The following is a 14,130-nucleotide window of genomic DNA, read 5'->3' on the forward strand; positions in this document are numbered from 1 at the left end:
GTCGAGTCCTGCGCGTGTGTGCAGGATCAGACTCCGGCGGTGAGCCAGCGTCCTGAGCGCACCCGCCAGCCGAGAGTGCCGAGGCGAGCGAGCAGGTACACGCCGAAGAACGCGACGGCGAGCCAGATGAGTCCGGGGGCACCGTCGACGCCGGTCGCGGCGATGATCCAGAGCGCGGGGAGGAACGGCAGGAGGTTGAGCACGCCGGCGAGTGCGAGGTATCGGGCGTCGTTCGCGCCCATCAGCACGCCGTCGAGCACGAACACGACACCGGCGATCGGCTGGGCGACCGCGAGGATCAGCAGCGCCGGCTGCACGAGCGCCGCGATGTCGGGATCGCCGGTGAACACGATGCCCAGCACGCCGGACAGGGCGGCGATCAGCGCCCCCACGATCACCCCGAACCACACGCCCCACGCGACCGTCCGCGCCAGCACGCGCTGCACCTGCCGCTGGTCGCCGGCTCCGAGCTCCTTGCCGATCAGGGCCTGCGCGGCGATCGCCAGGGCATCGAGGGCGAAGGCCGCTGCCGAGAAGATCGTGAACACGATCTGCCAGCCGGCGAGCTCGTCCGTGCCGATGCCCGTGGCCACGGCGACGGTCACGAGCAGCGCTGCCCGCAGACTCACCGTGCGCAGGAACAGCCAGCCCCCGGACCGCGCGGTGCGGCCCATGCCCTCGCGCTTCACCGTCAGCGAGGCATCATGGGTCACGGCGAGCCGTCGGATGACCAGCACGTAGGCGCCGACCATCCCCCACTGCGCGACCACGGTGCCCGCCGCGGAGCCGGCGATGCCCCAGCCGAGCCCGTAGATGAAGACGACGTTGAGCAGGGCGTTCGCCCCGAACCCCAGCCCGGCGATCCACAGCGGCGTGACCGTGTCCTGCATCCCGCGCAGCAGTCCGGTCGCCGCGAAGACGATCAGCATGGCGGGGAGACCCCACATCGAGACAACGAGGTAGTCGTTGGCCTGGGCGGCGACGGCATCGCTCGCTCCGAACAGCGACACCAGCCACGGCGAGGCCACGGCGCCGGCCGCCGCGAGCACGGCGCCGAGTGCCAGCGCCAGCCACATGCCGTTGATCCCGACCGACACGGCCTCGCCGGGGCGACCGGCGCCGAACAGGCGGGCGACCGCCGGCGTCGTGGAGTAGGCGAGGAAGACCATGAGTCCGACCACCGTCTGTAGCACGGCGCCGGCGATGCCGAGTCCGGCCAGCGGCGTCGTGCCGAGGTGCCCGATGAGCGCGGCGTCGACGATGAGGAAGGCGGGTTCCGCGATCAGCGCGCCGAGCGCGGGGACGGCGAGGCGCAGGATCTCGCGGTTGAGGGTGCGCTCGGTCATCCTCAGAGCCTATGGGCTGACACCGACCGACCCGTGTCGTCGCCTCCGGCCGTACCCTGGAATCACCCACCGGATGCCAGGGAGGTGCATCGTGTCGGACCCCCGCGAGGCCGCAGCCCGATACCGCGCGCGGCAGCAGAGCGACGGCGCGGAGGATGACGCGGAGTCCGGCGACGCTCCGGGCATCGCGGCCGCCACCGATCGCGCGGCGTTCATCGAGACGGCCATCCAGGTCGCGATCCGGCGGGGCGACTTCGACGATCTGCCCGGCGCGGGCAAGCCCCTCGAGGGGCTCGGCACCCACCACGACCCCGACTGGTGGATCCGCCGCAAGATCGAGACCGAGAATCTCACCGGGCTCGGACCGCCCGCGATCCTGCTCCGCACCGAGGATCGCGAGCTCGACGCCCAGCTCGACCTCCTGGGGCGCGAGAGCGATGTCCGTGATGTCCTCGTCGACTTCAACAGGCGCGTCGTCGACGCGCGCCGGCAGCTGCAGGGCGGCCCGCCGGTCGTGACGAGCACTCGCGACGTCGACGCCGAGGTCGCCGCCTGGGCCGAACGGCGCGCCGCCAGGCTCGCCGTTCGTGCCGCGGAGCCGCCGGAGCAGCCGCGGCGTCGGAGATTCGGTCTCGGACGCCGAGACTGATCTTCTCGGACGCCGAGACTGATCTTCTCGCCCGTCGGGGCTGATCTTCTCGGACGCCGAGACTGATCTTCTCGCGCGTCGGGGCTGATCTTCTCGGCCTCTGGGCCTGATCCTCGCGCCCGCCGACCCGGATGTCGGACCGGCGCATAGGCTGGGTCGCATGACAGATGTGCTCCCTTCCGGCCTCGAGATCGCCGAGTTCAGCTCCGACATCCGCCCGCAGGACGACCTGTACCGCCACGTCAACGGCGCGTGGCTCGCGCGCACAGAGATCCCCGGCGACAAGGCGCGATGGGGGTCCTTCCACCTCCTCGCCGAGCAGGCGGAGAAAGACGTCCGCGCGATCATCGAGGAGTCGCAGGATGCCGAGGTCGGCACCCTCGCGCGCAAGATCGGCGACCTGTTCGCGAGTTTCATGGACACCGAGCGCATCGCGGCGGCGGGGGTGTCGCCGCTGGCGGAGACGCTCGCCGAGATCGACGCCATCGACGGCATCCCCGCGTTCCTGCGCACCGTGGGCGCGTACGACCGCGATGGCCGTGCCCACCTGATCGGCTTCTACGTCGACGGCGACCCCGGCAACCCGGAGCGCTATCTGCCGGTGGCCGTGCAGTCGGGCCTCTCGCTTCCCGACGAGAGCTACTTCCGGCTCGACACCTTCGCCGAGACGCGTGCGGCCTACCGCGCGCACCTCGAGCGACTGCTCGGTCTCGCCGGGATCGTCGAGCCGACCGAGGCCGCCGATCGTGCGATCGCGCTCGAGACCGAGCTCGCGGGGCACCACTGGGACAACGTGCGCAGCCGCGACGCGGTCGCCACCTACAACCTCCTGTCCTGGGCGCAGATCCAGGAGCTCGCGGGCGTCGACCTCGAGCCGTGGCGCGACGCGGTGGCCCCCGGGCGCCCCGACGCGTTCGCCGAGGTCGTCGTCTCGCAGCCGAGCTTCTTCGAGGGACTGGGATCGCTCCTCGTCGCCGAGCGGCTCGACGACTGGAAGGCATGGCTGCGCGCCCAGGTCGTGCACGCCGCGGCTCCCTACCTGACCGACGACATGGTGCAGGAGAACTTCTCGTTCTACGGCACCGAGCTCACCGGAGTGCCGACGATCCGCGAGCGCTGGAAGCGCGGTGTCTCGGTCACCGAGAGCGCGCTGAGCGAGGCCATCGGCAAGGTGTACGTCGAGCGGCACTACCCGCCGACGGCCAAGGCCGAGATGGACGAGCTCGTCGCGAACCTCATCGAGGCCTATCGCCAGAGCATCACCGACCTCGAGTGGATGACGGCGGAGACCCGCGAGCGCGCGCTGGCGAAGCTGGATTCGTTCACCCCGAAGATCGGTCACCCCACCGTGTGGCGGGACTACTCCACCCTCGAGATCGACCGCGACGACCTGTTCGGCAACGTGCGGCGCGCGGCGATCTTCGAGCACGACCGCAACGTCGCGAAGGTCGGGCAGCCGATCGACCGCGAGGAGTGGCACATGCCGCCGCAGATGGTCAACGCGTACTACAACCCGTCGATGAACGAGATCGTCTTCCCCGCGGCCATCCTGCAGTACCCGTTCTTCGACGCCTCCCGCGACGCGGCGGCGAACTACGGCGGGATCGGCGCCGTGATCGGACACGAGATCGGGCACGGATTCGACGACCAGGGCAGCCGGTACGACGGCGCGGGCAAGCTCGAGGACTGGTGGACGGATGCCGACCGGTCGGCGTTCGAGGAGCGCACCAAGGCCCTCATCGCGCAGTACGACGAGCTGGTCCCCGAAGGTCTCGACGCCGAGCACCATGTGAACGGCGCCCTGACGATCGGCGAGAACATCGGCGATCTCGGTGGTCTCGGCATCGCGCTCAAGGCGTACGAGATCTCGCTCGACGGTGCCGAGGCCCCGGTCGTCGACGGGTACACGGGCGTGCAGCGCCTGCTCCTGTCGTGGGCGCAGGTCTGGCAGCAGAAGAGCCGCGACGCCGAGACGCTGCGACTGCTCACCATCGACCCGCACTCGCCGAACGAGTTCCGCTGCAACCAGATCGTCCGCAACATCGACGCCTTCTACGAGGCGTTCGACGTCTCCCAGAACGACGCGCTCTGGCTGCCGCAGGACTACCGGGTCACGATCTGGTGAGACGCGGGATGCCCTGCAGGCTCCCATGTGACGATCTGATGACCGAACGTCGCAGTCTGTAGGGCATCCTCACCGGCCGGGGTTACGATATCCGTGCTGTGGGGACGGACCCCGCAGCATCCCGCCTGTCCAACCCCCCTAGAAGGATCACGCGTGGGTGCTCACGAGCCTGTCGAAGGGCCGCCTCTGGCCTCGCTGCGCCGCTCTCAGCGGACCAGCCGTCGCCTGCCGCGCCGTGCCGCCTCCGGGCGGAGGTCGTTCACCTCGACGCTGCGGGCGCTCGAACAGCTCGCGGATGCGGGTGCCCAGGTCTCGGTGCACGTCGTCGATCTCGACACCCACGTGCACGTGCTCGCCGGCGACGATCACGTCACCATGCCCGTCGCGGGTCTGGGTGTCGTCCCTCTTCTGATCGAGGTCGCGGCCGCTTTCGAGGACGGCTCTCTCGACCCGCTCGAGATCGTCGAACGGAGCACCATCGACGCGGTGTCGACGTCGGGTGTGTGGCGGCATCTGCACGCGCCCGCTCTGCCGCTCGAGGATCTCGCGGTGCTCGCGGCCACCGCCGGAGATCCGATCGCCGTGAACGCGTTGCTGCAGCGCGTCGGCCACGAGCGGGTGCGCGATCGCATCGAGGCGCTCGGCCTGCGCCGCACCGCCCTGCTCGACCGCTTCCGCGACGAGCGCGGACCCGACGACGCTCCGCAGGTCGCGGTCGGCTCCGCACGCGAACTCGCCGGTCTCTTCTCGGCCCTGGTGAACTCCCAGGTGGTGGACGCCCCCGTCAGCGCCCAGGTGTCGGAGTGGCTCAGTCTGAATCAGGACCTCAGCCTCGTCGCCGCCTCGACGGGCCTCGACCCCTTCTCGCACGAGCACGACGCGCACGGACTGCTCTTCATCAACAAGACCGGCCGTGACCGCGGAGTGCGGGCGGAGGCCGGAGTCCTCGCCGGCCCGCGTGCCGGCGTCGCCTATTCGCTCATCGTCTGCTTCGACGACCTGTCCATCGCCCATCGACTGCGCGCCCACGACGTCTTCAGGGTTCTCGGCGTCGAGCTCATGGAGTACACGCACTGACAGCCCGCGCGGTGGCTGACAGCCCGCGCGGTGGCAGGCTCCCGGCCCCCGGACAGCCCGCGCCGTGGTCGCTAGCCTGGAGGCATGCCCCGCCCCGACTGGACTCCGCACCGCCGTGATGACCGAGAGCTGCTCGGGTGGATCCACACTGACGGTGACGACTGGGTGGCCGTCGACGTGCTCGGGCGTCCGGCGTCTCCTCCTACGGAGTGGCTCGACGCCGAGGCCGCTCTCGAGGCGAGGGGTCTCGCCTGGCTCGCGGATCCGTGGATGCTCGAGGGCGAAGCGGATCGGCCGCTTCGCGTGCGCATCCTCGAGGTCACTCCCGATGACGACGGCGTTCCCGGGCGCATCGTGGTGAAGATCGATGACTTCGGCGACGTCACCCGTCCGCCTGTGCAGCAGTACGTGCTCGAGTGGCCGATCCCTGCGCGGTTGCGACCGCCGACGGACACAGATCCCGATCCGCGGGTGATCTGACAGCGACTGACCTGCGATCAGCCCGAGCCCCGGTCAGCCCGGCAGCGACGGATGCTGTTCGACAGCGCGATGGCGGGGGATGAAGAGCGACAGCACGAGCGCGAGGATTCCCGCCGCGATGGCCAGCCAGAAGCACAGGTCGAAGGCCGCTCGCGTCGGAACCGACACCCCGCCGATGTCGGTGCTCATGGCGGCGAGGACTCCGCCCATGACCGCGGACGCGCTGGAGGTGCCCACGGAGCGGAAGAGCGCGTTCAGGCCGTTCGATGCCCCCGTCTCCCTCGCGGGGACGGAACGCATGATGATCATCGGCATGGCGGCGAACGTGAACCCGATCCCGACGCCGATCAGCACGTTGCCGACCAGGATGTGCCAGACCTCGCTCGACCACAGCAGCACGAACAGGTAGGCGAGCACGATGGCACCGGCGCCGACCGTGAAGAGGGGGCGCGGGCCGACGGCCCGTTCGAGCCAGCCCGACAGCGGAGAGATCACCATCATCACCAGACCGGCGGGCATGACGATGAGCGCGGCCGAGACCATGTCGAGCCCGAAGCCCGAGCCCGAGGCGACGGGCCCCTCGAGCAGCTGCGGGAACGTCACGTTCGAGGCGAACAGGGCGAATCCCATGCCGATCGCGGCGATGTTGGTGAAGAGCACGGCCGGCCGGGCGGCGACGCGCAGGTCGAGCAGCGGGTCGGTCGTGCGCAGCTGGTACCAGCCCCAGACCAGCAGCACGCCGACCCCGCCGATGATGCAGGCGAGGGTCAGGGGTGCGGTCCAGCCCCACTCGGCGCCTCGCGAGACGAACAGCAGGATGCCGGTGAGGCCGATCGCGAGACCGATCGCGCCGAGCACATCGAGGCGGCCGGGAAAGCGCAGCACGTCTTCCGGCACGACGAGGAGCACGAGGGCGAGCCCGACGACCCCCAGAGCGGCGGCCAGCCAGAACAGCCAGTGCCAGTCGGCGTTCTCGGCGAGCAGGGCGGCCACCGGCAAGCCGATCGCACCGCCCACGCCCATGGTCGCACTCATGAGCGCGACCGCCGAGCCGAGGCGCTCAGGGGGGAGGATGTCGCGCATGATCGCGATGCCGAGCGGCACCACACCGGTGACGGCGCCCTGCAGCGCCCGGCCGATGATGACGCCGACGATCGACCCCGAGAGCGCGGCGACCAGCGAGCCGACGATCAACAGAGCGAGCAGCACGATCACCACGCGGCGCTTGCCGTACATGTCGCCGAGGCGACCCGAGATGGGTGTGGCGACCGCGGCGACCAGCAGAGTGATCGTGACGACCCAGGTGGTGTCCTCGCGCGAGGCGTTCAGCAGCCTCGGCAGCTCGGCCTGCAGTGGCACGACGAGCGTGAACATGAACGACGCGCAGAGCCCTGCGAACGCCAGCACGGCGATGACGGCCCATCTCGGAGCCTTTCGGGAGAGTCGTCTGCGCGCGCGATCTTCGTTCTCTCCCATCCCTTCAGGCTATCGGCGTCCGAGACACCCGAGGCGCGGGGGAGGGGAGATCGCACTCAGCGGATCGTGCTCAGCGGATCGTGCTCAGCTCACACCCTTCATCAGGCGCAGCACGGGCTTGACCGAGAGCAGTAGACCGAGGCCCACGACGATCGCGATGCCGCCGAGGATCGAGAAGTACGGCACCTCGTTCTTCGGGTCGTAGAACTGCACGAGCCAGCCGGAGATCGCCGTGCCGAGCGCGATCGAGAGGAAGAACAGCGCGACCATCTGCGTGTGGAACGCCTTCGGCGCGAGCTTGGTCGTCACAGAGAGACCCACCGGCGAGATCAGCAGCTCGGCGATCGTGAAGACGAGCAGGATCCCGACGATCGCGAGCAGCGGTGTCGAGTTCGGCCCGCCACCCGCGAAGGGGAGGAACAGCAAGAAGGCGGAGCCCATGATCATCGCCCCCAGCGCGAACTTCACCGGCGTCGACGGCTGGCGGGTGCCGAGACGCGTCCAGATCGCGGCGAACACCCCGGAGAGGATGATGATGAACACCGGATTGATCGACTGGACCCATGAGACCGGCATCACGAACCCGAGGATGTTGCGATCGAGTCGCTCGTCCGAATAGACCGTGAGCACGGTGAACTGCTGCTGGTACAGCGACCAGAACGCGACGCTGGTGACGAACAGCGGCAGGAATCCCCACACGCGCGAGCGCTCGGTGCCGTCGATGAGACGGCTGCTGAGGATCACGGCGAAATAGGCCACGGCCGCGACGACCGTGCCGATGATGACGATGGTCGACAGGTTGTCGGCCCTGATCACCCCGACCATCACCAGCACGACGATCGCGGCGATCGCGGCCAGCGCGATGATCGCGACGAGCGGGTAGCGCGCGGAGGGCAGCGGATTCGGGACGCGTCGGGCCTCGTCGGGCAGAGCGCGGCGCCCGAACGAGTACTGCACGAGACCGAGGGTCATGCCGATCGCGGCGAGGCCGAAGCCGTAGTGGAATCCGAGCGAGGATTGCAGGATGCCGGTCAGGATCGGCCCCATGAACGCGCCGAGGTTGATGCCGAGGTAGAACAGCGAGAAACCGGCGTCGCGGCGGGTGTCGTCGGCGCTGTACAGGGTTCCGACCACCGAGGTCGCGTTCGCCTTGAGACCGCCCGAGCCGAGGGCGACCAGGACGAGACCGACGCCCACCCCGAGGAACCCGGGGAGCAGGGCGAGGGCCACGTGCCCGGCCACGATGACGATCGCGCTGAGGAACAGCACCCGCTCCGAGCCCAGCATCCGGTCGGCGATCCACGCTCCGAGAATGGTGGAGAGGTAGACGGATCCGCCGTACGCACCGACGATGCCGCCGGCGACGGCCTGGGAGAGCCCGAGCCCGCCCTCGCTGACCGAGAAGTACAGGTAGATCAGCAGGATCCCCTGCATGCCGTAGAAGCTGAAGCGCTCCCACATCTCGACGCCGAAGATGTGGACGAGGGCCCAGGGCTGCCCGAAGAACCGGGTGTCGGACGTCTCGGCGGTGGTGTCGCTGGTTGACATCCCTCCACGGTACGCCGAGCGAGCGCGCACGGTATGCCCATCCGCCTGCCGTTCGGCCGTTTCCGGGGCGGGCGATTCCGAAATCGGCGGTGGGGAGGGCAGACTGGGGGCGTGCGAACCATCCGTGATCTCGACACCGTTGAACTCATCATCGACGCGCAGGGGCTGCTCGACTCCATCCGTGGACCCGAGCGAGTCATCGACGCGGGGACGCTGCGCGCGCTGCAGCAGTCCGGCAACTACGTCGTCGGCCTGTTCGATGCCGAGGGCGGAGAGGAGCGGATGGTCGGTGCGTCGATCGCCTTCTTCGGCGCTCCGGCACGACGGGCGATGCACTCCCACATCACCGCGTTGCGACCCGAGTACCGCGGACGCGGCTGGGGCCGGGAGCTCAAGGAGCACCAGCGTCAGTGGGCCTTCTCCCGCGACGTCGGCCGCATCACCTGGACATTCGATCCGCTCGTCGCCCGCAACGCGCACTTCTTCCTCACGGTGCTCGGCGCCCGCGCGACCGGATACTCGGTCAACCGCTACGGCATCTTCGGCGGTGGCGACGCGGGAGATGAGAGCGACCGGCTCGATGTCGAATGGGCACTCGCCGACATCGCCAAGCCCCCGGCATCCGAATCCGTCGTGGAGACGCTGGAGATCCCGTCCGACATCGAGACCATCCGCGTCGAGAATCCGCAGGCCGCGCACGAGTGGCGCACCCGCCTGCGCGCGCAGATGGAGGGGCTTCTCGGCAGCGGCCTCACCCTCGCCGGATTCGACGTCGCGAAGGGCTACCTCTTCACGGCCTGAGAGTCGTGGCCCCGTGACCGCTCGTGTCGCGCGGATAGGATCGAAGTGCCCGTCGTCACGGGCTCGCCCCTGCGACCTCTGGAGCCACCGTGGCCGAACAGTCCCGCCTCGACAAGGTCATCGCCCTTGCTCGCCACCGCGGGTTCGTCTTCCAGACCGGTGAGATCTACGGCGGCTCCCGGTCGGCGTGGGACTACGGGCACCTCGGCACCGAGCTCAAGGAGAACATCCGCCGCCAGTGGTGGCAGACGTTCGTCCGTGGCCGCGGCGACATGGTGGGACTCGACTCGAGCGTCATCCTCCCTCGGCGGGTGTGGGAGGCCTCGGGCCACGTCGCGACCTTCAGCGACCAGCTCGTGGAGTGCCTGAACTGCCATCGGCGCTTCCGTGCCGATGCCGTCGTGGAGGAGGCCGAGAGGCGCGCGGCCCGCACCGTCGACGCCGCTCTCGCGGTCGCCCCGTGCCCGAACTGCGGAACCCGAGGGCGGTACACCGAACCCGCATCGTTCTCGGGGCTCGTGAAGACCCATCTCGGCGTCGTGGACGACGAGTCCGGCCTGCATTACCTGCGTCCGGAGACCGCGCAGGGCATCTTCGTCAACTTCTCGAACGTGCTCACCACCAGCCGCAAGAAGCCGCCGTTCGGGATCGGGCAGGTCGGCAAGGCGTTCCGCAACGAGATCACCCCCGGCAACTTCATCTTCCGCACCCGAGAGTTCGAGCAGATGGAGGTCGAGTTCTTCACGGCGCCGACCGACGCGCAGACGTGGTTCGCGCACTGGGTCGAGGCCAGCTGGGACTGGTATCTCGATCTCGGCCTCGACCCTGCCAACCTCCGCCGGGTCGACGTGCCCGACGGTGACCGCGCGCACTACTCGGCCGCCACGATCGACGTCGAGTACCGCTTCGGATTCGCGGGCAGGGAGTGGGGCGAGCTCATGGGGGTGGCGAACCGCGGCGACTACGACCTCGCCCGTCACAGCGAGGCGTCGGGGCAGAGCCTGACGTACTTCGACCAGGCGACGGGCGACCGGTACACCCCGCACGTGATCGAGCCGTCGTTCGGGCTGACGCGCTCGATGCTGGCCTTCCTCGTCGACGCCTACCGCGAGGAGGAGGCGCCCAACGCCAAGGGCGGCACGGATGTGCGCACGGTGCTGCGGCTCGACCCGCGCCTCGCTCCCGTCAAGGTCGCGGTGCTGCCGCTGAGCCGGAACGAGCGGCTGTCGCCGCTGGCGCGCGAGGTGGCGGATGCGCTGCGGGGCTCCTGGGCCGTGGACTTCGACGATGCGGGGGCGATCGGCCGACGCTACCGACGCCAGGACGAGATCGGGACTCCGCTGTGCGTGACCGTCGACTTCGACTCGCTCGACGACCACGAGGTCACCGTGCGCGATCGCGACAGCATGGCGCAGGAACGCATCCCCATCGACCGCCTGCACGACCACCTCGCCGCGCTCCTGCGCGGCGCCTGACAGCAGTGCGCCTGACAGCAGTGCGCCTGACTACCCGGTGCTGACTGCCCGGTCCTGAAAGCAGCGCGCCCGGCTCGCTATTTCGTCTTCGCCGCCGCCTTCACGGCCTTCTTGTGCTCGCGGACCTTCGTGAGCGACTCGGGCGAGACGATGTCGGCGACGCTGCGGAACGATCCCTCGACGCCGTAGTCGCCCGCCGCCTCCCGCCATCCGTCGCCGGTGAAGCCGTACTGCTTGCCCAGCAGCGCGAGGAAGATCTTGGCCTTCTGCTCCCCGAAGCCCGGCAGGGCCTTGAGACGTCTCAGCACCTCAGCGCCTGAGGGATCGCCGTCCGTCCAGATCGCGGACGCGTCTCCGCCCCACCGGTCGACGAGCTCCTGGCAGAGCGACTGCACGCGGGCGGCCATCGAGCCGGGGAACCGGTGCACGGCGGGCGTGGTCTTGAAGGCGTCGAGGAACTCGTCCGGGTCCATCCGGGCGATCGTGGCGGCATCCGCGGCCCCGGTGCGCTGTTCGATCTTGAGCGGACCGGCGAACGCCGTCTCCATCGGCACCTGCTGATCGAGCAGCATCCCGACGAGCAGCGCGAGCGGGTTGTCGGACAGCAGGGCGTCGGCGTCGGAGTCGCCGGTGATGTGCAGGGCCATGAATCCAGTGTGGCACCGGCTGCTCGCCGCCGCGATCAGGCGCCGCTGTGATCAGGCTGTGTCGAGCACCCGATCAGGCGGTGGCGGCGTCGTCCGCCGCCGGGGCGACCTGGTCGATCCCGTACAGGGTCGACAGCGCCGCAGCGAACTCGTCCGCGCGGCCGGTGGCGGCCAGCTCGTGCGCCCGTGTCGTCGGGGTGTGCAGCAGGACGCCGGTCAGGTGTCGGAGCGCCTGCTCGACGCGTCCGTCCTCGTCGCCCCGGGCGCGGGCCCGCGAGATCTCGGCCTCGAGAAGACCGAACATGTGCGACCGCAGTGCCACCACCGAGGGGGTGACGCTCTGTCGGCTGCCGACGACGTGGAAGGTCTCGGCGGCCTCGCGCACGACCGAGCGGGCCGCATCCGTCGCCTGCAGCTCTTCGAGCGGTGCGTGCAGGCTGATCGTCTCGAGGTCGAGGAGGGCGACCCCTTCGAGGGTGGCGACGGCGGGGTCGACGTTGCGGGGCATCCCGAGGTCGACGACGAGCTGGCTGTGCGACGCCACGGGGCATCCCTCGACCGCGATGCCGGTGGGGGCGTGCAGGTGCTCGGGTGTCAGCACGGGTGCGGTCGCGGTGGTGCAGGTGATCAGCAGGCTCGAGCGCGATGCGACCCGCGCGTAGTCGGCCTCGGCGACGGGGCGGATGCCGTGCTTCGCCGCGAACTTCTCGGCTCGCCCCGACGGCGAGTACACCGAGATGTTGACGGCACCCCGCTCGCGCAGCGTCGCAAGCGTGACCGCGGCGTAGGCGCCGGTGCCCACCAGCAGCACGCGCTCGGTCGACCAGTCGACGACGCGGCTGTCGGCGAGCTCGAGTGCGAGGCGCACGAGCGAACGGCCGGCGCGGCCGAGCGCCGTGACGTTCTTGACCTTGCGCTGGGCCTGGCTCGCCCGCTGGAACAGGCGCTCCAGTTCGGGGGAGGTGGTGCCCTCCTTGCGAGCGGACTTGAGTGCACGGCGCACCTGGCCGGCGATCTCGCCCTCGCCGGAGACAACGGATTCGAGGCCGGAGGCGACCGAGAAGAGGTGCTCGGCCACGCGGCGACCGGCGTGCACCTCGTAGGCGCCCTCAAGTTCCTCGGCGCGGATGCCGGTCGACGACTCGACGGCCTCCAGCACGGCCTCGACGCCGATCGCGCCCGCGGCCGTGACCGGTTCGTCCATCTCGACGTAGGCCTCGAAGCGGTTGCAGGTAGCCAGAACGACCGCACCCTGCACGCAGGACGCCATGTCCACCACGGTGGAGGCGACGTCTTCGGGGGTGCGGCTCAGTCGTTCGAGCAATTCGAAGGAGGCGGTCTTGTGACTCGCCGTGACAACCAGCAGCACAGATCGATTCTACCTGAGCCGCAGGGCACGTCGGCCCGGACGCGGGTGGGAGGATGGAGGCATGGCTCTCTCCGACGCTCCGCTGCTGCGCGCCCTCACCGGCCCCCGCCCCGAGCACGCCCCCGTCTGGTTCATGCGACAGGCCGGACGATCGCTGCCCGAGTACCGCGAACTGCGCGTCGGCACGCGGATGCTGGACGCCTGCCTCACCCCCGATCTCGCGGCGGAGATCACGCTGCAGCCGGTGCGCCGCCACGGCGTGGACGCCGCGGTGTTCTTCAGTGACATCGTGATCCCGCTGCGTCTCGCCGGGGTCGATGTCGAGATCGAGCCCGGCCGCGGACCGGTGTTCGCGAACCCCGTGCGCTCGGCCGCGGACGTCGATCGTCTCACCGCGATCGATCCGCTCTCCCTCGATGGCACGGCCATCGCCGAGGCCGTCGGCATCGTCACCGCCGAGCTCGGCGACACCCCGCTCATCGGCTTCGCGGGCGCGCCGTTCACGCTCGCCGCCTATCTCGTCGAAGGCGGCCCGTCGAAGGAGCACCTGCGCGCGAGGGCGATGATGCACGCCGACCCGGACTCCTGGAACCGGCTCGCCGGCTGGCTCGCCCTGGTTTCGCGTCGCTTCCTCGAGGTCCAGCGCAACGCCGGAGCCTCCGTCGTCCAGCTGTTCGATTCGTGGGCAGGGTCGCTGAGCACCTCCGACTACCGGAGGTTCGTCGCTCCCCACTCGCGCGTGGCGCTCGACGCCATCGGCGTGCCGAGCATCCACTTCGGCGTGGGCACGGGGCCGTTCCTGCAGGACATGCGCCTCGGAGGCATCGCTGACGCGGTGGGGGTCGACTGGCGGCTTCCTCTCGACGAGGCGGCGGGGATCCTCGGACCCGACGTCACGGTGCAGGGCAACATCGACCCCGCGCTGCTCGCGGCGCCCTGGCCGGTGCTGGAGGCGCACGTGCGCGATGTGGTCGATCGTGGGCGCGCGGCGCGCGGTCACATCGTGAACCTCGGACACGGTGTGCCGCCCGAGACCGACCCCGACCAGCTGACGCGCATCGTCGAGCTCGTCCATTCGCTCTGATCTGATCCCGGCCCCGGACGCCCCGACCAGCTGACGGGCATCGTCGAGCTCGT

The 14,130-nt window shown here is 70.0% G+C and carries 12 protein-coding genes; 7 read left to right on the plus strand and 5 right to left on the minus strand.

Annotated features, from left to right (window positions below):
* Positions 1-26 precede the first annotated feature (26 nt).
* A complete protein-coding gene (locus tag FQ142_RS03000) occupies positions 27-1,346 on the minus strand; it encodes an MATE family efflux transporter (RefSeq protein ID WP_149422146.1) in 1,320 nt (439 codons plus the stop codon).
* A gap of 73 nt (positions 1,347-1,419) precedes the next feature.
* Between FQ142_RS03000 and FQ142_RS03005 the strand changes: the two genes are divergently transcribed.
* From FQ142_RS03005 to FQ142_RS03020, 4 genes are all read left to right on the plus strand, one after another.
* Entirely contained in the window at positions 1,420-1,995 is a 576-nt protein-coding gene (locus FQ142_RS03005; RefSeq protein ID WP_149422147.1) for a DUF1992 domain-containing protein, read from the plus strand.
* Between the two features lie 160 nt (positions 1,996-2,155).
* Complete coding sequence (locus tag FQ142_RS03010) at positions 2,156-4,120, plus strand: M13 family metallopeptidase (protein WP_149422148.1); 1,965 nt, start codon at positions 2,156-2,158, stop codon at positions 4,118-4,120.
* 153 nt (positions 4,121-4,273) lie between these two features.
* The gene (locus FQ142_RS03015; RefSeq protein WP_149422149.1) at positions 4,274-5,197 is read left to right on the plus strand and encodes a serine hydrolase; all 924 of its coding nucleotides are present in this window, start codon (positions 4,274-4,276) and stop codon (positions 5,195-5,197) included.
* Positions 5,198-5,281: 84 nt separating this feature from the next.
* Complete coding sequence (locus FQ142_RS03020) at positions 5,282-5,677, plus strand: hypothetical protein (protein WP_149422150.1); 396 nt, start codon at positions 5,282-5,284, stop codon at positions 5,675-5,677.
* 33 nt (positions 5,678-5,710) lie between these two features.
* Here the strand turns inward: FQ142_RS03020 and FQ142_RS03025 are convergent, their stop codons facing one another.
* Together FQ142_RS03025 and FQ142_RS03030 are read right to left on the minus strand one after the other, a co-directional pair.
* A complete protein-coding gene (locus FQ142_RS03025) occupies positions 5,711-7,153 on the minus strand; it encodes an MFS transporter (RefSeq protein ID WP_149422151.1) in 1,443 nt (480 codons plus the stop codon).
* Between the two features lie 84 nt (positions 7,154-7,237).
* Positions 7,238-8,701 carry a peptide MFS transporter gene (locus FQ142_RS03030; RefSeq protein WP_149422152.1) on the minus strand — a complete coding sequence of 488 codons (1,464 nt, stop codon included), beginning with the start codon at positions 8,699-8,701 and terminating at the stop codon, positions 7,238-7,240.
* A 111-nt stretch (positions 8,702-8,812) separates the two neighbouring features.
* Between FQ142_RS03030 and FQ142_RS03035 the strand changes: the two genes are divergently transcribed.
* A complete protein-coding gene (locus FQ142_RS03035; RefSeq protein WP_149422153.1) occupies positions 8,813-9,502 on the plus strand; it encodes a GNAT family N-acetyltransferase in 690 nt (229 codons plus the stop codon).
* Positions 9,503-9,591: 89 nt separating this feature from the next.
* Entirely contained in the window at positions 9,592-10,977 is a 1,386-nt protein-coding gene (locus FQ142_RS03040) for a glycine--tRNA ligase (RefSeq protein WP_149422154.1), read from the plus strand.
* Between the two features lie 77 nt (positions 10,978-11,054).
* On the opposite strand, the gene FQ142_RS03045 is transcribed toward FQ142_RS03040, so the two are convergent.
* Together FQ142_RS03045 and FQ142_RS03050 are read right to left on the minus strand one after the other, a co-directional pair.
* On the minus strand, positions 11,055-11,624 hold the full coding sequence (locus tag FQ142_RS03045) for an HhH-GPD-type base excision DNA repair protein (protein ID WP_149422155.1): 570 nt from the start codon (positions 11,622-11,624) through the stop codon (positions 11,055-11,057).
* Between the two features lie 73 nt (positions 11,625-11,697).
* Positions 11,698-12,993, minus strand: a complete 1,296-nt coding sequence (locus FQ142_RS03050) for a glutamyl-tRNA reductase (RefSeq protein ID WP_149422156.1) — start codon at positions 12,991-12,993, stop codon at positions 11,698-11,700.
* Positions 12,994-13,054: 61 nt separating this feature from the next.
* On the opposite strand from FQ142_RS03050, the gene hemE reads away from it, so the two are divergent.
* The gene (gene hemE / locus FQ142_RS03055) at positions 13,055-14,077 is read left to right on the plus strand and encodes a uroporphyrinogen decarboxylase (RefSeq protein WP_149422157.1); all 1,023 of its coding nucleotides are present in this window, start codon (positions 13,055-13,057) and stop codon (positions 14,075-14,077) included.
* Positions 14,078-14,130: the final 53 nt, after the last annotated feature.

Origin of the sequence: Microbacterium sp. ANT_H45B, assembly GCF_008369345.1 — a bacterium.
GTDB lineage: Bacteria > Actinomycetota > Actinomycetes > Actinomycetales > Microbacteriaceae > Microbacterium.

What these genes read in the sequence shown, in the direction of transcription:
- FQ142_RS03010 (WP_149422148.1), top strand. Translation starts at nt 2,156, where the DNA reads ATGACAGATGTGCTCCCTTCCGGCCTCGAGATCGCCGAGTTCAGCTCC.
- FQ142_RS03045 (WP_149422155.1), bottom strand. Translation starts at nt 11,624, where the DNA reads ATGGCCCTGCACATCACCGGCGACTCCGACGCCGACGCCCTGCTGTCC.
- FQ142_RS03025 (WP_149422151.1), bottom strand. Translation starts at nt 7,153, where the DNA reads ATGGGAGAGAACGAAGATCGCGCGCGCAGACGACTCTCCCGAAAGGCT.
- FQ142_RS03005 (WP_149422147.1), top strand. Translation starts at nt 1,420, where the DNA reads ATGCCAGGGAGGTGCATCGTGTCGGACCCCCGCGAGGCCGCAGCCCGA.
- FQ142_RS03030 (WP_149422152.1), bottom strand. Translation starts at nt 8,701, where the DNA reads ATGTCAACCAGCGACACCACCGCCGAGACGTCCGACACCCGGTTCTTC.
- FQ142_RS03020 (WP_149422150.1), top strand. Translation starts at nt 5,282, where the DNA reads ATGCCCCGCCCCGACTGGACTCCGCACCGCCGTGATGACCGAGAGCTG.
- FQ142_RS03000 (WP_149422146.1), bottom strand. Translation starts at nt 1,346, where the DNA reads ATGACCGAGCGCACCCTCAACCGCGAGATCCTGCGCCTCGCCGTCCCC.
- hemE (WP_149422157.1), top strand. Translation starts at nt 13,055, where the DNA reads ATGGCTCTCTCCGACGCTCCGCTGCTGCGCGCCCTCACCGGCCCCCGC.